17 protein-coding genes are annotated in these 18745 nt (G+C 71.5%); 12 read left to right on the top strand and 5 right to left on the bottom strand.

Annotated elements, in window-relative coordinates; translation table 11 throughout:
- Positions 1-206: 206 nt before the first annotated feature.
- Positions 207-797: a TetR/AcrR family transcriptional regulator gene (locus tag ABD481_RS43850; RefSeq protein WP_344671858.1), complete on the bottom strand. Its 591-nt coding sequence runs from the start codon at positions 795-797 to the stop codon at positions 207-209.
- 71 nt (positions 798-868) lie between these two features.
- Here ABD481_RS43850 and ABD481_RS43845 point away from each other — a divergent pair, with 71 nt between their 5' ends.
- A complete protein-coding gene (locus ABD481_RS43845; protein ID WP_344671857.1) occupies positions 869-1366 on the top strand; it encodes an FBP domain-containing protein in 498 nt (165 codons plus the stop codon).
- A gap of 129 nt (positions 1367-1495) precedes the next feature.
- Here the strand turns inward: ABD481_RS43845 and ABD481_RS43840 are convergent, their stop codons facing one another.
- The gene (locus ABD481_RS43840; RefSeq protein ID WP_344671856.1) at positions 1496-2683 is read right to left on the bottom strand and encodes a PorA family protein; all 1188 of its coding nucleotides are present in this window, start codon (positions 2681-2683) and stop codon (positions 1496-1498) included.
- Between the two features lie 270 nt (positions 2684-2953).
- Here ABD481_RS43840 and ABD481_RS43835 point away from each other — a divergent pair, with 270 nt between their 5' ends.
- From ABD481_RS43835 to ABD481_RS43825, 3 genes are read left to right on the top strand one after another with little or no spacing between them, the layout of a single operon-like run.
- Positions 2954-4987 (top strand): NAD(+) synthase, encoded by a 2034-nt coding sequence (locus tag ABD481_RS43835; protein ID WP_344671855.1) that lies wholly within the window; start codon positions 2954-2956, stop codon positions 4985-4987.
- Positions 4988-5038: 51 nt separating this feature from the next.
- Complete coding sequence (locus ABD481_RS43830; RefSeq protein ID WP_344671854.1) at positions 5039-5491, top strand: nitroreductase family deazaflavin-dependent oxidoreductase; 453 nt, start codon at positions 5039-5041, stop codon at positions 5489-5491.
- Positions 5492-5521: 30 nt separating this feature from the next.
- Positions 5522-5932 (top strand): DUF1877 family protein, encoded by a 411-nt coding sequence (locus ABD481_RS43825; protein WP_344671853.1) that lies wholly within the window; start codon positions 5522-5524, stop codon positions 5930-5932.
- Positions 5933-6212: 280 nt separating this feature from the next.
- Here the strand turns inward: ABD481_RS43825 and ABD481_RS43820 are convergent, their stop codons facing one another.
- Both ABD481_RS43820 and ABD481_RS43815 read right to left on the bottom strand, forming a co-directional pair.
- Positions 6213-7190 carry an L-threonylcarbamoyladenylate synthase gene (locus ABD481_RS43820; RefSeq protein WP_344671852.1) on the bottom strand — a complete coding sequence of 326 codons (978 nt, stop codon included), beginning with the start codon at positions 7188-7190 and terminating at the stop codon, positions 6213-6215.
- 158 nt (positions 7191-7348) lie between these two features.
- Positions 7349-7555 (bottom strand): DUF7489 domain-containing protein, encoded by a 207-nt coding sequence (locus ABD481_RS43815; RefSeq protein ID WP_344671851.1) that lies wholly within the window; start codon positions 7553-7555, stop codon positions 7349-7351.
- 314 nt (positions 7556-7869) lie between these two features.
- Here ABD481_RS43815 and ABD481_RS43810 point away from each other — a divergent pair, with 314 nt between their 5' ends.
- Positions 7870-9183, top strand: coding sequence for a hypothetical protein (locus ABD481_RS43810; protein WP_344671850.1), 1314 nt, complete (start codon positions 7870-7872; stop codon positions 9181-9183).
- Between the two features lie 142 nt (positions 9184-9325).
- On the opposite strand, the gene ABD481_RS43805 is transcribed toward ABD481_RS43810, so the two are convergent.
- On the bottom strand, positions 9326-10138 hold the full coding sequence (locus ABD481_RS43805; RefSeq protein WP_344671849.1) for a serine hydrolase: 813 nt from the start codon (positions 10136-10138) through the stop codon (positions 9326-9328).
- A gap of 307 nt (positions 10139-10445) precedes the next feature.
- On the opposite strand from ABD481_RS43805, the gene ABD481_RS43800 reads away from it, so the two are divergent.
- From ABD481_RS43800 to ABD481_RS43770, 7 genes are read left to right on the top strand one after another with little or no spacing between them, the layout of a single operon-like run.
- Complete coding sequence (locus tag ABD481_RS43800; protein WP_344671848.1) at positions 10446-11825, top strand: M20/M25/M40 family metallo-hydrolase; 1380 nt, start codon at positions 10446-10448, stop codon at positions 11823-11825.
- A 56-nt stretch (positions 11826-11881) separates the two neighbouring features.
- On the top strand, positions 11882-13765 hold the full coding sequence (locus ABD481_RS43795; RefSeq protein ID WP_344671847.1) for an ABC transporter substrate-binding protein: 1884 nt from the start codon (positions 11882-11884) through the stop codon (positions 13763-13765).
- Positions 13758-14741, top strand: a complete 984-nt coding sequence (locus tag ABD481_RS43790; protein WP_344671846.1) for an ABC transporter permease — start codon at positions 13758-13760, stop codon at positions 14739-14741. Before ABD481_RS43795 ends, ABD481_RS43790 begins: the two co-directional genes overlap by 8 nt.
- Positions 14738-15595, top strand: a complete 858-nt coding sequence (locus tag ABD481_RS43785; protein WP_344671845.1) for an ABC transporter permease — start codon at positions 14738-14740, stop codon at positions 15593-15595. The genes ABD481_RS43790 and ABD481_RS43785 overlap by 4 nt, the downstream gene beginning before the upstream one ends.
- Positions 15596-15636: 41 nt before the next feature.
- The gene (locus ABD481_RS43780) at positions 15637-16698 is read left to right on the top strand and encodes an ABC transporter ATP-binding protein (RefSeq protein WP_425559418.1); all 1062 of its coding nucleotides are present in this window, start codon (positions 15637-15639) and stop codon (positions 16696-16698) included.
- The gene (locus tag ABD481_RS43775; protein WP_425559417.1) at positions 16602-17699 is read left to right on the top strand and encodes an ABC transporter ATP-binding protein; all 1098 of its coding nucleotides are present in this window, start codon (positions 16602-16604) and stop codon (positions 17697-17699) included. The genes ABD481_RS43780 and ABD481_RS43775 overlap by 97 nt, the downstream gene beginning before the upstream one ends.
- Entirely contained in the window at positions 17696-18649 is a 954-nt protein-coding gene (locus ABD481_RS43770) for a S66 peptidase family protein (RefSeq protein WP_344671842.1), read from the top strand. Before ABD481_RS43775 ends, ABD481_RS43770 begins: the two co-directional genes overlap by 4 nt.
- Positions 18650-18745: the final 96 nt, after the last annotated feature.

Raw genomic sequence — 18745 nt, 5'->3', positions numbered from 1 at the left:
CCCCCACCACCCCCGACAACCCCCCATCCCCAGCCAACAACGCCCCGAACCCATCCCACATCCCCGCCGACGAACCCAACCCATGCACAAACACCACACCCAACAACCCACACCACCCCCAACCATGCGGAATGCGCAGCGCGATCCGTGGTCCCGGCCCTCCTCGACCCGCTGCCTCGGCAGCAGAATATCCGGGTTCGACCTCGCTATCGGGTCTTCTTCGTGGGTTCCTCGTCCGGCCAGTTCCGGAGCGCGACGTCCAGCGCGTCGACCGCGCGGGCCCAGGACTTCGCCACCGAGCGGGAGTGGTGTTCGAAGCCGCCGGCCGCCTCCACTCTGACGAAGCCGTGCAGGGTGGCGTGCAGCATCCGTATGGCGTCGGTCTCATCCGGCTCGCGCAGCGCGTAGCCGCGCAGCAGGGCGCGGGTCAGCTCGGAGTGGCGGCGGTTCACACCGACGACGGCTGTCTCGGCCTCCAGCATCAGCCAGGACGCGGCGTAGCGGCCGGGATGCTGCTTCGCGTAGGTCCGGTACGCGTCCGCGTACGCCCGCAGCGCCTCCTTGCCGGACCGGCCGGCCAGCGCCTCGGCGGCCCGGTCGGCCAGCTCGGTGAGGGCCAGGGCCGCGACTCCGGCCCGCAGCTCCTGGGCGTTCTTGACATGCGAGTACAGGCTCGCGTCCTTCACCCCGAACCGCCGAGCCACCGCGGACACGGTCACGTTCTCGAACCCGACCTCGTCGGCCAGCTCCGCGGCCGCCCGCACCAGGCGCTCCGCGGTCAGTCCCGCCCGTGCCATAGTCAGCCTTCCGTCGGTCGAGACCTGTTAACAAATTGCCTAGAGGTCCTAGGAAAGTTACGGTCCCCTCTATGAAACCACTGGCCGAGCGCGAGATTCGCGGATCCTTCATCAACCTGTCCAAAGGCGAGTCCCAGCGCCTGAGCCTGCCCCGGGACTTCGACGAGCGGCCCTGGGACGACCTGGACTTCCTGGGCTGGCGCGAACCGGGCGCCCTCGACCGCGCCTACCTGGTCGCCGAGCGCGACGGGGGCCTCGTCGGCGTCGCCCTGCGCGTCGCCGCGGGCGCCTCCCGCGGGTTCACGGCGACGGGCATCTGCTCGCTGTGCCAGAGCGCACGCAGCGGCGGCGACGTGGCGCTGCTGACGGCACGCCGCACCGGCGAGGCCGGCCGGCAGGGCAACTCGGTCGGGCAGCACATGTGCGTCGACCTGGCCTGCTCGCTGCTGCTGCGCGGCACCAAGGTGGCCGCCACGGACCCGGACTTCTACGAGACGCTGACGCTGGAGGAGAAGATCGCGCGGATGAACGCGAGTCTCGACGCGTTCTTGGCGCGGGTGCGGAAGTGACGGCGGACGGCAGGGCGCCGGACGAGGTCGCTGACGGGGTCGCCGACGAGGTCGCGGGCTCGGCCTCCGCGCGGGACGGCGAGGGCCCGGAACGCTGGTGCGCGTTCCGGGCCCTCGCCGCCGGTCAGCTCAGGGAGTGGTCGGGGCGCTCGGTGCGGACGGCCCGGTCGGTCCGGACGGGGTGGACGGTGTGGTCGGACCGGTCGGCATGGTCGGCGTGGTCGGTCCGGTCGGCGTCGTCGGCGTGGTCGGATCGGTCGGCCGCCCCGGCTGGCTCGGCCCGGTCGGCGTCGCCGGCTGTCCGCCCGACGGCCGCCCCCGCAGCCACAGGTACACCACGAACGCCAGCAGCAGGAGCCCGACGATCAGCAGGATCAGCGGCAGGTAGACGCCCAGCCAGTGGATGACGGTGGCGCCGTGGCGCGCGTCGTCGGCGGCCTGCTGGGAGCTGGCCGCCGTGTCGTGGTAGGTGGCGGCGACCACCGGGAGCAGCGGGACGGCGGCGCCGGTCGGCAGGGCGATCTCGGCGATCCGCTCCTGGGTGCGCTGGACGTCGATGACCAGGCCGGTGGAGGGGTCGACCCAGAAGGTCGACTCGTCCTGGAAGGCATACGCCAGCGGGACCTCCGCCGGGAGCTGCGGCAGGATCTGCGCGAGCTGGCCGGCCTGGGCGGCCGGCAGCGCGCCGGACTCGCCGAGGGACTTGAACAGCGTCAGCGGCAGCGACTTGGGCAGCGCGGCCAGGATCTGGTCGTCGACGATCTTCGCCGCGGGGGCCTTGGCCTGGTAGACGTAGGTGGTGAGGCCCTGCTTCTTCTCCTCGCGGAGGTAGGCCAGCGTGGCGGTGGTCCGGGTCTCCGGCGTCCAGCCCTGGTAGGCCTTCTTCTCGGCGCCGAACGGCCAGCTCACGGTCAGCCCCTGCGCGGGGATCACGACCCAGTCGGAGGGGTGGCCGGCCGACGCTTCGAGGGTCTGGCGGTCCACCGCGTAGTCCCACTTGGTCTGCTCGACCTTCGCCCCGGCCGCCGTCGTGGTCCGCGAGTCGCTGATCAGAGCCTTGTCGCCGGAGGTCTTCTCCACCTTCACGTGCTGCTCGACCTTCATCGGCACGTTCGACTTGAACGCCGCGAGCGCGTTGCCCTGGGCCAGCGCGGCCGGGTCGAGGAGGGTCTGGAAGGTGCCCTCGTAGGTTCGGTCGATGGCGCGTCCGTCGGGCACCCGCGCCACCCACTTCGGGGTGACCAGCCACGCCATCAGCCCCGCGCCGACGAGACAGAGGACTCCCAGCACGGCGCACACGATACGGGTCTTGGTCATAGCCGCCAGTGTCGGCGCCGACGGCCTTCAGGGCTCGTCGAACGGCGCCAATGGGTGACATCGGGCTGATACCGGGTCGACCGCGGGCTGCCGTCGGGCTGCCGTCGGGCCGCTGTCAGGCCGCCGTCGGGCTGCGATCGGGCCGCCGTCGGGCCGGCATCCTGCCGGTATCGCGCTGCCGGAGCGCGCGACCGGGTGAAGCGCGTAGCCTTTCCTTGATCCGTCCAAAACCGCTGGATCCGCTCAGTCCTTCGCACCCTGGGATGTCCGTTGCACTTCTGGTCGCTCTACGAGCAGGGCTTCGCGCGCGTCGCCGCGTGCGTGGGCCATGTCGCCATCGCCGATCCGCAGGCCAACGCCGAGTCCGTGCTGCGCCAGGCGCGCAGCTGCTCCGAGGAGGGGGCGGCGGTCGTCGTGTTCCCGGAGCTCGCGCTCTCCGGCTACTCGATCGAGGACCTGCTGCTCCAGGACGTGGTGCTCGACGAGGTCGAGGCCGCGGTGCGGACCGTGGCCGCCGGCACCGCGGACCTGCTGCCGATCCTGGTCTTCGGCGCCCCGCTGCGGCACCGCAACCGGATCTACAACTGCGCGGTGGTCGTGCACCGGGGCCGGGTCCTGGGCGTGGTGCCGAAGTCGTATCCGCCGAACTATCGCGAGTTCTACGAGCGCCGGCAGATCGCCTCCGGCGAGAACGAGCGCGGCGGGAGCATCCTGCTGGCCGGCGAGAGCGTGCCGTTCGGCGTGGACCTGCTGTTCGCCGCCGAGGACGTGCCGGGCCTGGTGCTGCACGCGGAGATCTGCGAGGACATGTGGGTCCCGGTGCCGCCGAGCGCCGAGGCCGCGCTGGCCGGGGCGACCGTGCTGGTCAACCTCTCGGGCAGCCCGATCACCGTGGGCCGGGCCGAGGACCGCCGGCTGCTGTGCAAGTCGGCGTCGGCGCGCTGCCTGGCGGCCTACGTCTACGCCGCGGCCGGGCTCGGCGAGTCGAGCACCGACCTGTCCTGGGACGGCCAGACGATGATCTACGAGAACGGCGTGCTGCTGGCCGAGACCGAGCGGTTCCCGCTCGGCGACGCGCGCGCCGTGGCCGACATCGACCTGGACCTGCTGCGGCAGGAGCGGGCCCGGATGGGGACGTTCGACGACAACCGGCGCGTCCACGCCGCCGTGACCGATGGGTTCCGGCGGATCCCGGTCCGGCTCGACCCGCCGACCGCCGACCTGGGGCTGCGGCGCAAGGTCGAGCGCTACCCGTTCGTGCCCGCCGACGCCGACCGGCTGGCCCTGGACTGCTACGAGGCCTACAACATCCAGGTCTCGGCGCTCCAGCAGCGGCTGGCCGCGATCGGCGACCCGAAGGTGGTCATCGGCGTCTCCGGCGGACTGGACTCCACGCACGCGCTGATCGTCGCGGCCCGGGCGATGGACCGCGCGGGGCGTCCGCGCACCGACATCCTCGCCTTCACCATGCCGGGCTTCGCCACCAGCGACCACACCAAGGGCAACGCCCACGAGCTGATGGACGCGCTCGGCGTCACCGCCGCCGAGCTGGACATCACCTCCACCGCGCGGCTGATGCTCCAGGAGATGGGGCACCCGTTCGCCGCCGGCGAGCCGGTCTACGACGTGACGTTCGAGAACGTGCAGGCCGGTCTGCGCACCGACTACCTGTTCCGGCTCGCCAATCAGCGCGACGGCATCGTGCTGGGCACCGGCGACCTGTCGGAGCTGGCACTGGGCTGGTGCACCTACGGCGTCGGCGACCAGATGAGCCACTACAACGTCAACTCCGGCGTGCCCAAGACCCTGATCCAGCACCTGATCCGCTGGGTGGTGGCCAGCGGGCAGTTCGACGAGCGCGCCGACCGGGTGCTGACCGCGATCCTGGACACCGAGATCAGCCCCGAACTGGTGCCGGGGGAGGAGCTGCAGTCCACCGAGGACAAGATCGGGCCCTACGCGCTCCACGACTTCACCCTGTTCTACGTCCTGCGCCACGGCTTCCGGCCGTCCAAGATCGCCTTCCTGGCCTGGCACGCCTGGCACGACGTGGAGGCGGGCGCCTGGCCGCCCGGCTTCCCGGCCGAGCGCCGCAAGGAGTACGACCTGGAGCAGATCCGGCACTGGCTGGAGGTCTTCTGCCGCCGGTTCTTCGCGTTCGCGCAGTTCAAGCGTTCGGCGATGCCGAACGGGCCGAAGGTCTCCGCCGGCGGGTCGCTGTCGCCGCGCGGCGACTGGCGGGCGCCGTCGGACGGGACGGCGCGCGCGTGGCTGCGCGACCTCGCACGGGTGGACAAGAGCTGACCGCCTGACCGACTACTTAACCGCTCGACCGATCACGAAAGGACGGCTGCCATGGCTGTCGCCGCCGACCTCGACACCGCGACCGACTCCCAGTGGGACTGGGTCGCCGACCATGTCCGCACGTACCTGGCCTCCGACGGGGCCGAAGGGCACGAGCGCAACGGTGTGAAGAACCTGGTCCTCGTCACCACCGGCCGCCGCACCGGCACGCCTCGCCGCTGCTGCCTGATCTACGGGACCTCGGGCGACGACTTCGTGGTCGTGGCCTCCAAGGGCGGCGACGACGACAACCCGGCGTGGTTCACGAACCTCGTGGCCGAGCCGAGCGTCGGCGTGCAGGTCGGCGCGCGGCGCTTCACCGCGCGGGCGCGCGTCGCCTCGGCGGCCGAGCGGGAGCCGCTGTGGCGGCAGATGGCGGAGATCTTCCCGCTGTACGACGAGTACGCGCGCAAGACAGAGCGGGAGATCCCGGTGGTGGTGTTGACGCCGGCCACGGCTGAGTGAGGGCGGGGCGGGGTGGGACTGCTTTGGCGCTTGGCGAGCATCGACGCGCCGACCGAGGTCGCGGCCGTCGAGGCGGTGATCGCTGATCCGGACGACCTCTACGACCTCCACCCCGAGCGGTACGTCGAGATCGACGCCGTCTGGGACTGCCTGGACGCGATCCTCGAGCCGGTGCGGGCGATCGACGGCGGGGAGCTCGTGGCCGGAATCGATGATCGCGACGTGCTCGTGCTGGCCGTCGACGAGGTGGCCGAGATCGCTGAGGCGCTGGCGCGCCTGGACTTCGGTGCGGCGCTGCGCCGGTCGCGCGAGGCCGTCGAGGAGTTGTACGGAGGGGCCGTCGAAGACGAGGACGAGGAGGAATTCCGTCTTCTGTTCGACGAGGTCAAGGCCTTCTACGCGCGGGCGGCAGCTGATCGGGCCGCGGTGATCAAATGGTGAGCAGCCGGACGTCGGCTGCCCACCATTTGGCGCTGGGTACCGGACGCGCCCTTGGCCGTCGGGGGCGCCGTCCGGGCCGGCTCACGCGTTCCAGCCGTAAGCGTCCCCGGTCGCCATCTCCTCCCAGTACATGGAAGTCGGCTGCTCGGTGGGCTGTACCGATTCGAACATCGGCCGGATCGCGGCTTCCTGCTGGCTGAAGAACGTCTCGAAGCTCCCGCGGTCTGGTCCTGGGCGTACTTCTCCATGGGGGGAGCACTGCTCCATCCAGGCGATGCGCTCAGGGGCGGGGGCCCGCGGCGCGCCCGAGGCGGTTGGCGATGGCGGTGCCGAGGCCCCGCTCCGGCGGCAGGGACGCGATGATCAAGTCGCAGCCCTGCTCGTCGAGGTCGCGCAGGTAGCCGTAGAGGCCGCGCGCGTAATCGGCCGGCGATGCGGGGACGGCGATCACGGCGTGGGCGTCGACCGGCAGGTCGGCGTAGGCCGGCGGCACCAGGACGCCGACGCGCCGGCCCTGCTTGTGGGCCACCGCGGCCTCGGCCAGCACCTGCTCGGGCTCGACCAGCACGACCGTGGCCGACGGCGCGTAGTGCGAGGGGTGCTGGCCCGGGACGCGGACCTCGCTGTCGCCCGCCGCGCCGTCCGGGACGGGGTGGCCGAGCACCGCTTCGAGGTCTTCGCGGGTAATGCCGCCGGGGCGCAGGAGCACCGGGGATGCGCCGCTGACGTCGACGATCGTCGACTCGACGCCCACCGTGCAGGGGCCGCCGTCCAGGACGAAGTCGACACCGTCACCGAGTTCGGCGCGCACGTGCGCGGCGGTGGTCGGGCTGACCGACCCGAAGCGGTTGGCCGACGGCGCCGCGACTCCGCCGCCGAACGCTTCCAGCAGCCGCAGCGCGACCGGATGCGCGGGCACGCGGACGGCGACCGTCTCCAGCCCGCCGGTCACTTCCAGCGGCACTCGCGCGGAGCGGCGCAGGACCAGCGTCAACGGCCCCGGCCAGAAGGCGTCGGCCAACTTCCGCGCCGCCTCCGGCACCTCGGCGACCCAGCCCTCCAACCGATCGGCCCCGCCGATGTGGACGATCAGCGGATGGCTCGGGGGACGCCCCTTGACCTGGAAGATCCGCGCCAGCGCCACCGGGTCCTCGGCATCGGCCGCCAGACCGTAGACGGTCTCGGTCGGCAGCGCCACCAGGCCCCCGGCGCGCAGCACCGCGACCGCCTTCTCAATGTCAGCCGTGCTCGCGATCACGCACTAGATCCTGCCATATCCGCCGACGCCGCTCGGCCGGGTCGAGGGGGAGTCACTCCCGGGTGCGAATGGGGGAGCAGGCGCCTGAGCGGCCGGTCGCTCGGTTGCCCAGTCGCCGGGTCACTCGGTCGGTGGTTGCCGGGTTGCCGGGTCGCCGGTCAGGCCCGCCGCGGATCCTCGCCGTCCTTCTTCACGAGCCGATCACCGACGTCGAGCTGCTTCCACAGCTCGCGGTCGACCTTGGCGGTGACGACCGTTCCGTCCTCGGTCCGGACCTTGAGCCGACGGTAGAGGTTGGAGCCGTCGAGCAGCGCGCGGGACTTCTTCACGACGGTGCCGGTCCACGCGTCCTTATGGGTTGTCATGTCCCGATAGTAGAAGTCTGCGTGATCGTTCGCGCGGCCGCGGCGGCCCACCAGCGGTTTCCCGCATCCTGGCCGGCGCCTTGGCCTAGATCGCAGAACCCTGATAGTTTCGATCCCGCCACGCCGAATGGTGTAGACCAATCCCGCGCGTCCTCGCCGACTGCGCCGTGGCCGCACATTGATCAGAACGGGGCGCGCGACCAGCGCGGAAGGAACATCGAATGCGTATCCTGACATCAGTCCCACGGAGCCGTCGCCGGCGTCCGCGGGCTTTCTTACTGTCGGTCGTCGGCGCGCTGCTGATACCGGCGCTCGTGTCGACGACGGCCGCCATCGGCAGCGCGAACGCCGCGGCCAACCCCTCCGCCGATGCCAAGCCGGCCCGCCACGCCTACCCGGTCCTCACCGACTGCCAGGGCGGCTCCGGCTACTGCTTCACCCCGGCCGACCCGGACCTCGCGGCCGGGCCGAGCGAGCTGATCGAGACGGTCAACTGCGCGATCGCCACCTACTCCAAGACCGGCACCCAGCTCGCCGTCACCGATCTGCGCACACTGGTCGGCATCCCGATCACCGCAGGGTGCTTCGACCCGCGCGTCATCTACATCCCCTGGTCCGGCCGCTTCGCTATCTCCTTCGGGGACAACGTGAGCGCCGGCTACCCGATGCACTTCGCGGTCAGCACCACCAACAACCCCGGCCTGACCCCGGCGGCCTGGCACTCCTACGCCACCCCGGCCACCGCCGACGGCTTCGACCAGCCGAAGATCCAGGCGACGAAGAACACGTTGATCGTCTCCGGCAACAGCGACACCTACGAGCAGTACTACGTCTACCAGCTCAACCCGGTCCTCAACGGCAACGCCAGCCCGGCCATGACCGCCCTGACCAGCCCCTACGACGAGGCGCTGCCGTCGGTGAACACCACCGCCCCGACCCGCGGCTACTTCGTCTCGATCACCGGCGCCGGCGCGGAGCTCACCGAGATCACCGGCCAGCCGAACCTGGGCAACGTCGCCCTGACCAACTACGCCCTTGGCACCGGCGGCATCGCCCAGCCGCCGCAGGCCCCGATCCCCGGCGGCTTCCTGGACACCATCGACAGCCGTCCGACCTCGGCGGCGTACGAGGTGGAGACCGGTGACGGCAAGCCGGTCCTGGAGTTCTCCGGCAACACCGCCTGCGGCGCGGACGCCTGCGCCTACGACGTGAAGCTCGACCTCACCACGCCCACCGCCCCGGTGGTCCTGAAGAACACGACCGTCGGCCGGGCCGGCTACGGCTACGCCTTCGGCTCGGTCACCCTCGACGCCGCCGGCAACGCCTACCTGCCCTACTCCCGCACCGACGCGGCGAACACCCCGTCGGCGGCGGTCGCGGCCACCAACGCCGCCGGCACCGTCCTGTTCGACTCCGTGATCACCGCCGACGCGGCCGGCTCCTCGGCCTGCGGCTCCGGCGACACCGCCCCCTGCACCGAGCGCTGGGGCGACTACTTCGGCGGCAGCCAGGATCCGACCGACCCCACGAAGGTCTGGGTCATCGCCGCCGACCAGGCCGGCAACGGCGGCTTCTCGTGGGCCACCTCGATCGCTGAGGTGAGCACGGCCGGGATCGTCGCCTCGTGACGAGCCGGTAGCGGCGGGCAGTTCAGCAACCGCACAACGATCCGGTCGCGCGGCCTTGGTGGGGGCGCGGCCGGATTCGGCGTGCGGTGCCTTGGTGCGCGATGCCTTGGTGCGCGGTGCCTAGGTGTGCGGTGTCCGGGCGCTAATCCCTCATCGTGGAGCTGTGAGCTGGCTTTCCGGAAGCAGATTTCTCCCGAGAATCCTGCGCAAGCCGCCCCACAGCAACCCCAAGCTCCCGCATAGCCACCACCATCTCGAACTCCCGCCCCGGCGCGCACTGCGCCACGACCGCGTAGCAGACCTGCCGGGTGCCGCGTACGACTCCCACATCGGCGCGTGTGCCCACGTCCGTGCCGGTCTTGTTGGCGACCCAGGTTGCGCTGAGCGGGACCTCGCGGACCGTCGAGTCCTCGGGGTCGTGGGGGATCGAGGCCGGGATCATGCTGCGGTCGGCGCAGCCGGCCATCCATTCCAGGAGCAGCGGGCCCCATTCCCGGTTGGTGGCGATGAGCTCGGTGAACGCGGACAGCTCGCGCGCTGTTCCGATCGCGAACATCGGTGGGTGCTCGGGCAGGCGGGGTTCGCGGATGCGATCGAGGATGCGTGTGTGGTGCAGGCCTGCGGTGGTGGCGTCGGTGGCGACGCGGTCCAGGCCGACCCGGCGGAGTAGTGCGTTCGTCGCGGTGTTGTCGCTGATCGCGGCTGTCAGTCGGGCCAGGTCGCTGAGGGTCCAGGTGCGTGCCGAGAGGTTCAGCAGTACTCCGGAGCCTGAGGCGTAGTCCTCGTCCAGCAGGCGCAGTGGCTCGTCGGGGTCGAGGTCGCCGGTGTTGAAGCCGCGGGCCATCGTCGCCAGCAGCAGCAGTTTGCCGACGCTGGCGAGCGGCAGTGGTTCGTCCGCGCGGTGCTCGCCCCAGCCCGGGATCGAGTAGGCGAGCGTGCCCGGCAGGTCTGGCATGGCGGCGGGTCCTCTGGGGCGGGGCGGCTGGGGCGGGGCGTCTCGGCAGGGCGGCTGGGACAGGCGTCTCGGACAAAGCATGTGCAGCAGGGGCAAAAGCCGCCAGACACGTGCGCGAGGCACGCTCCGCCGTCGCACCAGAGTGGGCCATCGGCGCGTGGTTCCGACCCGAGCCTCGAAAACCTCGCCGCTCACACTCCAAATCGGTATCTGCGCCCTACCGGATCGCTCTGAGCGGCCACGATGACGCCTCAACCAAGAAACCCGATCTTGGGAACCGTCGCCTCGACCGAGCCAAGGAGCCTGCGTGACGAAGGTCGAAACGCCGCGCGGCACACCCCCCGTGCTGCCCGCGCTGCCCGCGCGTCCCACCGCCGCGGAGGCCGAGCTGCTCGCCGCCGACGCCGTCGCGGCCTGTTCGCGGCTCATCCGGTTCGACACCAGCAACTTCGGCGCCGGGGAGAGCCGTGGGGAGCGGGCCTGCGCCGAGTGGGTCGCCGAGCAGATCACCGACGCCGGCTTCCGGCCGGTGGTGCTGGAGTCGGCCCCGCGCCGGGGCAACACCGTCGTGCGGATCCCCGGTGCCGACCCCGGCGCGCCGGCGCTGCTGGTGCACGGCCACCTCGACGTGGTTCCGGCCGAACCCGGCGACTGGAAGTCCTATCCCTTCTCCGGCGAGGTGCGCGACGGCGCGGTCTGGGGCCGCGGGGCCCTGGACATGAAGGACATGGACGCGATGATGCTCGCGTTCCTCAAGTACCTGGCCCGGACCGGGCAGCGGCCGCCGCGCGACATCGTCATGGCGTTCGTCGCCGACGAGGAGGACACCGGCGAGTACGGCGCGCGCTACCTGTGCCGGGAGCACCCCGACCTGTTCGAAGGGGTCAGCGTCGCGATCAGCGAGTCCGGCGGCCACTCGGTGCACCTGTCCGACGGCGCGCGCCTGTACCCGATCGCCGCCGGGGAGCGCGGCAGCGCGTGGATGACGGCCACGGTGCGCGGTACCGCCGGCCACGGCTCGCGCCGCAACGACGACAACGCCGTGGCCAAGCTGGCCGCGCTGGTGACCCGGTTCGCCGAGCACGAGTGGCCGGTCCGGGTGGTGCCGATCGTCCAGGCGCTGCTCGACGGCCTGTCCGCGCACTTCGGCCGCCGCGTCACCCCCGACGATCTCAGCGCTCTGGGCGCCGCGGCGCCGCTGCTGGCCGACACCCTGCGCAACTCGGTGAACCCGACCATGCTGCGCGCCGGCTACAAGCACAACGTCATCCCCAGCGAGGCCGCCGTGGCCCTGGACGGCCGGCTGCTGCCGGGCACCGAGGCCGAGTTCTTCGCCACCGTCGACGCGCTGCTCGGTCCGGACGCCATCCGCACCGGCGACTACAACGCGCCGGTCGGCGCCGACTTCACCGCGCCCGACTTCGGCGCGATGGCCGCCGCGCTGAGGGCGCACGACCCCGAGGCGCTGGTGCTGCCGTTCTGCATGACCGGCGGCACCGACGCCAAGGCGTTCGCGGCGATCGGCGTGCCCGGGTTCGGCTTCGTGCCGGGCCGCACCCCCGAAGGATTCGACGCCTGGAAGTACGTCCACGGCGTCGACGAGCACGTGCTCACCGACAGCCTCGCGTTCGGCGCCAGCGTGCTCACCACGTATCTCATGACCGATCCCCGCAGCAGAACAGCCTGAGCCACCCCGCCCGACCCGACTGACCTGACCGACATCCCCTCACTCCGGAGGCCCGCATGGTTACGAGCAGTTCCCGGCAGTCCCGCCCACGCCGTCTCCAGAACGCGCTGGCGGCCGCCGGCGTGAGCGCGGCCCTGGTCGCCGCCGGGCCCGGCCTGGCCGGCCGCGCCTTCGCCGACGGCTCGACGGCCGGCTCCGGCTCCGGCGCCGGAAAGACGCTGCGGGTGGCCATGGACGGCTCGGGCGTGGACACGCTGAACCCGTTCACCGCCTACTTCAACGGCGCGCTGGACCTGTTCGGCGGCATCTACCCGACGCTGACCACGATCGACGACGCCGGAAAGTCCGCGCCGTACCTGGCCAAGTCCTGGAAGCTCTCCGACGACCACCTGACCTGGACCTTCCAGATCGCCGACGGGCTGAAGTGGAGCGATGGCCAGCCGCTGACCGCCGAGGACGCGGCCTGGACGCTGAACCTGATCATGACCGACGACGTGGCCGGCACCGCCAACGGCACGTTGGTGGCGAACTTCGAGTCGGTCACCGCCCCGGACGCCACCACGCTGGTGGTGAAGACCAAGCAGCCGCAGTCGAACCTGGACTACATCAGCATCCCGGTCTCCGGGATCCCGATCGTGCCCAAGCACGTCTGGGAGGCGCACACCAAGGACCTGAAGGACTTCAAGAACGAGTCCACCCCGGTCGTCGGATACGGCCCCTGGGTGCTGACCGAGTTCAAGACCGGCGAGTACGCCAAGCTCGACGCCAACAAGACCTTCCTGCTCGGCGCGCCGAAGTACGACCACCTCATCGAGCAGATCTACAAGGAGACCGACGCCGCGGTGGCCGCCCTCAAGGCCGGCCAGCTCGACTACATCGAGGGCGTCAACGCCACGCAGTTCAAGACCCTCCAGGGCGCCTCCGGGGTGCAGACCGCGCAGGCCGTCGGCAACGGCTGGTTCGGCCTGGAGCTGAACGCCGGCGCCAAGACCCGGACCGGCAAGCCGATCGGCACCGGCAACCCGGCGCTGGCCGACCCGGTGCTGCGCAAGGCGATCGCGCTGGCGGTGGACAAGAAGACGCTGGTCGCCAAGGTGCTCGACGGCCAGGGCCAGGTCGCCGAGGGCTACCTGCCGCCGGCCTGGCCGCAGTGGAGCTGGAAGCCCGCCGACGACCAGCTGAGCAAGTTCGACCCGGCGGCCGCCAACAAGCTGCTGGACGACGCCGGCTATAAGGCCGGCTCCGACGGCGTCCGCGTCGACCCCAAGACGAGCAAGCCGCTGAACCTGCGCCTGGGCATCCACTCCGACGACACCCAGGACGCCGCGGTCTCCAACTACCTGGTGAGCTGGTTCAAGGCGATCGGGATCAACGCCACCATCCAGCCGATGAGCATGAGCGCCCTGAACAGCGACCTGGGCAAGGGCAACTGGGACATGCTGATGGACGCCTGGACCACCGGCCCGGACCCGACCTACCTGCTGGGCATCCAGTCCTGCGGCACGCTGCCCAACGACGACGGCAGCGGCGGCAACACCGACTCGTTCTTCTGCGACGCCGACTACGACAAGCTGTTCGCGCAGCAGAGCACGATCTTCGACCCGGCCGAGCGGGCCAAGGTCGTGGGCCAGATGCAGGAGATCCTGTACCAGGGCAACTCCAACATCATGTTCTACAACTCCACCCACAAGATCGCGGCCAATGCCAAGGTCAGCGGGCTGCTCACCGGCACCAAGGACGCCAACGGCTTCTACCCGGCGCAGAGCTCGTTCTGGAGCTACCTCAAGGCCGCGCCGGCCGCCGAGGCCGCCGGGTCCTCCGGCAAGGACGGCGGCAGCGGCGCCGGGCTGTGGATCGGTGTGATCGTCGCGGTCGTGGTGGTCGGCGGCGGCGGGGTGCTGGTCCTGCGCCGCCGCTCCGGAGCGGACGACCGTGAGTAGTCCCCGCTATCTCGTCACGAAGCTGGCGGCCGCCGCCGTCAGCTTCGCGGTGACGCTGGTCATCGGGTTCGTGCTGTTCAACCTGATGCCCGCCGACCCGGTCCGCACCATGACCCGGGGCCGGCCGACGAGCGAGGCCGAGCTGGGCCGACTGCGGGTCCAGCTCGGCCTGGACAAGCCGCTGTGGGAGCGGTTCCTGGACTTCGTCAACGACACGCTGCACGGCCGGCTCGGCTACAGCTGGCAGTACCAGCAGTCGGTGGCCTCGCTGACCATGCACCGGCTGGGCCCCACGCTGCTGCTGATGGGGACCGCGTTCGCGATCTCGGTGGCCCTGGGGCTGTGGCTGGGCGTGCGCAGCGGCTGGCGGGCCGGGAGCCTGTTCGACCGGATCACCTCGGCGACCGCGCTGACGCTGTGGTCGGTGCCGACGTTCTGGCTCGGCATGATCCTGCTGATCGTGTTCAGCGTCGGGATCGGGCCGATCCACGGCTTCCTGCCGGCCGGCGGCATGAGCGATCCGACGCTGCCCCAGACCGGGATCGAGCATTACGCCGACGTCGCCAAGCACCTGGTGCTGCCGGCGCTGACGATGGTGCTGGTGGTCTACGCGCAGTACGTCACCATCATGCGCGCCTCGATCATCGAGGAGATCGGCAGCCCCTACCTGCTCACGGCCCGGGCCAAGGGCCTGACCGACGCGGTGGTGCGGCGCCGGCACGCCGTGCCCAACGCGCTGCTGCCCTCGGTGACCATGATCTTCCTGCATCTGGGCGGCCTGATCAGCGGCGCGGTGGCGGTGGAGGCCATCTTCTCCTGGCCGGGCCTGGGCGAGCTCACCTATGAGGCCCTGAAAATCCCCGACCTGCCCCTGTTGCAGGGCACGTTCATCGTCTTCAGCGCGAGTGTGATCATCATGAACCTGCTGGCCGACCTGGCCTACCGGGCCCTGGACCCCCGGGTGCGTGCCTCATGAGCGGCCTGCGGCGGTTCCTCAAGGAGTTCCGGCGCCGGCCCTCCGGCGTCGCCGGGGTGAGCATCCTGGCCGCCTTCGTGGCGCTGGCGCTGCTGGCCCCGCTGTTCGTCGGCGAGGACCAGCTGGACGTCACCAAGGTCGACGGGCCTCTGCTGGCCCCGCCCTCCGGCTCCTATCCGCTGGGCACCGACCAGGCCGGCCGCAGCATCCTGGCACTGCTGGCCTACGGCGCCCGGGAGTCGCTGCGGATCGGCATCATCGCCACCGTGCTGACCGTGGTGTTCGGCAGCCTGGTCGGCATCGTCGCCGGCCACTTCGGCGGCTGGACCGGCCGGATCCTGATGCACGTCACCGACTGGTTCATCGCGCTGCCGAGCCTGCCGCTGGCCATCTCCCTGGCCGCGGTGCTGGGCCAGGGCGAGACCTCGATCACCATCGCCATCGCCGTCACCTCCTGGACCGCCACCGCCCGCCTGGTCCGGGCCCAGACCCTGGCCGTGGAGGCCCGGCCGTTCGTCGAGCGGGCCCGGGTCCTGGGCGCCGGGAACCGGCAGATCATGGTGCGGCAGGTGCTGCCCAACGTGATGCCGCTGATCCTGGTCTCCAGCACCCTGACCGTGGCCGGCTCGCTGCTGAGCGAGGCCACGCTGACCTTCCTGGGCCTGGGCAACCCGACCGACATCACCTGGGGCGAGATGCTGCACGAGGCGTTCGCCAACGGCGCGTTCACCGCCAACGCCTGGTGGTACATCCTGCCGCCGGGCCTGACGATCCTGGCCGTGGTGCTCGGGTTCACGCTCACCGGCCGCGCGGTGGAGCACGTTCTGGATCCGCGGATGGAGAAAAGCCGATGAGCGCCGATCCGACCGGCACCGGGCCGATGAGTACTGAACCGATGAGCGCCCAGCCGACTAGCGCCGGGCCGACCAGCGCACAGCCGCCCGACGCCGGGCCGAACAGCGCCGGGACGGCGCCGCCGCTGCTGGAGGTCCGCGACCTCCACGTCACCTACCGCTCCGGGGACCGCACGGTCCCGGCGGTGCGCGGCGTCGGCTTCACCCTGGCCGCCGGCGACACCCTCGGCGTGGCCGGGGAGTCCGGCTGCGGCAAGTCGACGATGGCGCTGAGCCTGATGCGGCTGCACGGCGGTCGGGCCGAGGTCACCGGCGAGGTGCTGTTCAAGGGCGAGAACCTGCTGACCACCGGCTGGTCCCGGCTGCGCGCAGTGCGCTGGGCCGGGGCCTCGGTGGTGTTCCAGGGCGCGATGAGCGCGTTGAACCCGGTGCGCACCGTCGCCGACCAGATCGCCGAGCCGATCGTGCTGCACGACAAGGTCTCGACGAAGGCCGCCGAGAAGCGCGTCGCGCAGCTGCTGGACAGCGTCGGCATCCCGGCGCAGCGGATGCGCGCCCACCCGCACGAGTTCTCCGGCGGCCAGCGCCAGCGGGTGATGATCGCCATGGCCCTGGCCTGCCGGCCGGACCTGATCATCGCCGACGAGCCGACCACCGCGCTGGACGTGATGGTCCAGGCGCAGATCCTGGAGCTGCTCGGCGACCTGGTCAAGGACGCCGGGATCGCGGTCATGATGATCACCCACGACCTGTCGCTGCTGGCGCACACCTGCGACCGGCTCGCGGTGATGTACGCGGGCCGGATCGTCGAGCTCGGACCGTCGCGCCAGGTGCTGGAGGACCCGCGGCACCCCTACACCACCGCGCTGTCCCGGGCGTTCCCGACCATCGGGGACCCGGCCTCGCGGCGCGCGCCGCAAGGCCTGGCCGGGGACCCGCCGCGGCCCTCGGACGTCTCCGACGACGGCTGCGCGTTCGCGCCGCGCTGCGCGCGGGTCCACGACGGATGCCGCACCGAGAAGATGCTGCTGTGGCCGGCGGGGCCGGACCGGGAGTCCGCGTGCCTGCTGGCGCGGCCGGAGAGGGGAGGCGGTGCGCTGTGACGCTCGAAGTCAGGGACCTGTCGGTCGTGTACCCGCCGCGCGGCGGGGTCGGTCCGGCGCGCGCGGTGGACGGGGTCGACCTGCGGATCGGCGACGGCGAGATCGTCGCGCTGATCGGCGAGTCCGGGTGCGGGAAGTCGACGCTGGCCCGGACGCTGGTCGGGCTGGTCAAGCCGAGCCGGGGGCAGGTGCTGTACCAGGGCACGCCGCTGGACTACTCGGCGAAGGCGCTGAAGGCGTACCGGCGGCACACGCAGCTGGTGCTCCAGGACCCCGGCGGGGCGCTGAACCCGAAGCAGAACGTGTTCGACGCGGTGGCCGAGGGGCCGCGGCTGCACGGGCTCAAGGACGATCTGAAGGAGACCGTCCACGACGCGCTGACCAGGGCCGGGCTGCGGCCGCCGGAGGACTTCTACCACCGCTACCCGCACGAGCTGTCCGGCGGGCAGCAGCAGCGGGTCGTCATCGCCGGCGCGCTGGCCCTGAACCCCTCGCTGATCGTCGCCGACGAGCCGGTGGCGTCGCTGGACGCCTCGGTGCGCGGCGAGATCCTGAAGCTGCTGCTGCGGCTGCGCGACGACCTCGGCCTGTCCGCGCTGGTGGTCAGCCACGACCTGGGGCTGGCGTGGAACATCGCCGACCGGGTCGCGGTGATGTACCTGGGACGGATCGTGGAACAGGGGACGGTCGAGGAGGTTCTGCTCAATCCGAGGCATCCTTATACCAAGGCCCTGCTCTCGGTGGTGCCCAGCGGCGCCGAGGACTGGCGGCCCACGCTGCTCAGCGGGGAGCCGCCGGACCCGACGGCGATCCCGGCCGGCTGCCGGTTCCACCCGCGGTGCGGCCGCTGGGCCGGGGCCTCCGCGGCGGACCGGGAGCGAGCCGCCTGCGACCGGCGGGAGCTGCCGGTCCTGGCCGCCGACGTCTCCGGCGCCGCGTGCCACCTGCTCGACCTCGACCCGCCCGCCACCGACGTCTCGAACGCTTGGGAGAACGCATGACTCTGCTCCGCCCGCCCGGTCTGAAGCCCGGAGACACCATCGCGGTGCTCTGCGCGTCCTCGCCGGTCCACAGCCAGGAACATCTGGAGTCCGGGCTGCGGGCCATGGAGGCCGTCGGGCTCAAGCCGGAGGTGTTCGGCACCGCCCGGGACACCGGAAGCAGGTACGACTACCTGGCCGGCACGGACGCCGAGCGCACCGGCGACCTGATGCGCGCGCTGACCGATCCGAAGTACGCCGGCGTGTTCCTCGCCCAGGGCGGCTACGGCGCGCAGCGCACGCTCGAAGCGATGGACTGGGACCGGATCGACGCCTCGGCGCCGAAGGTGGTCGTCGGGTACTCCGACGTCACGGCGCTGCTGGAGGCGATCGCGGTCAAGCTCGGCTGGGTGTCGCTGTTCGGGCCGATGGTGGCCTGCGGCGGCTTCTGGCAGGGGCCTGACGAGTACGACTTCAAGGAGCTGATGAAGCTCCTGTTCACGCCGTCGGCCGTGACGCGGCTCAGCTTCCCGGGTTCCCGGACGCTGGTGCCCGGCGTCGCCGAGGGGCTGACGCTCGGCGGCACCGCCACGCTGATCACCGCCAACTTCGGCACCGACACCTCCTACCCGGCCAAGGACGCGATCCTGTTCCTGGAGGACGTCGACGAGCTGCCGTTCCGGATGGACCGGATCATGACGCAGATCCGCCGCGCCAAGGGCTACCTGGACGGCGTGCGGGGGATCATCCTCGGGACGTTCACCGAGATGGGCGACGACCCCGCGCAGATCGACGCCATGCTGGCCGAGCGGTTCTCCGACCTCGGGGTGCCGGTGCTGGCCGGGGTGAACATCGGGCACAACTGCGAGATGCAGACGTATCCGGTGGGGGTGCGGGCGCGGCTGGACGCCGACGCCGGCACGCTGACGTTCCTGGACCAGGTGCTGGCGGATCCGCCGGCGGACCGGTGATCGGGGACCGGATCCCCTGAACCAGCGCTCTGACTTGCAGTCCGAAGGACTGCTCGACGTTCCCCAAACACGGGTGCTGCATGGTGGCCGAGTCAG

This window comes from Catenulispora yoronensis (assembly GCF_039531695.1).
Taxonomy (GTDB): Bacteria; Actinomycetota; Actinomycetes; order Streptomycetales; family Catenulisporaceae; genus Catenulispora; species Catenulispora yoronensis.
This window is presented reverse-complemented; position numbering and strand designations above follow the sequence as displayed.

What these genes read in the sequence shown, in the direction of transcription:
- ABD481_RS43850 (WP_344671858.1), bottom strand. Translation starts at nt 797, where the DNA reads ATGGCACGGGCGGGACTGACCGCGGAGCGCCTGGTGCGGGCGGCCGCG.
- ABD481_RS43845 (WP_344671857.1), top strand. Translation starts at nt 869, where the DNA reads ATGAAACCACTGGCCGAGCGCGAGATTCGCGGATCCTTCATCAACCTG.
- ABD481_RS43840 (WP_344671856.1), bottom strand. Translation starts at nt 2,683, where the DNA reads ATGACCAAGACCCGTATCGTGTGCGCCGTGCTGGGAGTCCTCTGTCTC.
- ABD481_RS43830 (WP_344671854.1), top strand. Translation starts at nt 5,039, where the DNA reads ATGGCTGTCGCCGCCGACCTCGACACCGCGACCGACTCCCAGTGGGAC.
- ABD481_RS43815 (WP_344671851.1), bottom strand. Translation starts at nt 7,555, where the DNA reads ATGACAACCCATAAGGACGCGTGGACCGGCACCGTCGTGAAGAAGTCC.
- ABD481_RS43805 (WP_344671849.1), bottom strand. Translation starts at nt 10,138, where the DNA reads ATGCCAGACCTGCCGGGCACGCTCGCCTACTCGATCCCGGGCTGGGGC.
- ABD481_RS43795 (WP_344671847.1), top strand. Translation starts at nt 11,882, where the DNA reads ATGGTTACGAGCAGTTCCCGGCAGTCCCGCCCACGCCGTCTCCAGAAC.
- ABD481_RS43785 (WP_344671845.1), top strand. Translation starts at nt 14,738, where the DNA reads ATGAGCGGCCTGCGGCGGTTCCTCAAGGAGTTCCGGCGCCGGCCCTCC.
- ABD481_RS43780 (WP_425559418.1), top strand. Translation starts at nt 15,637, where the DNA reads ATGAGCGCCCAGCCGACTAGCGCCGGGCCGACCAGCGCACAGCCGCCC.
- ABD481_RS43775 (WP_425559417.1), top strand. Translation starts at nt 16,602, where the DNA reads ATGCCGCACCGAGAAGATGCTGCTGTGGCCGGCGGGGCCGGACCGGGA.
- ABD481_RS43770 (WP_344671842.1), top strand. Translation starts at nt 17,696, where the DNA reads ATGACTCTGCTCCGCCCGCCCGGTCTGAAGCCCGGAGACACCATCGCG.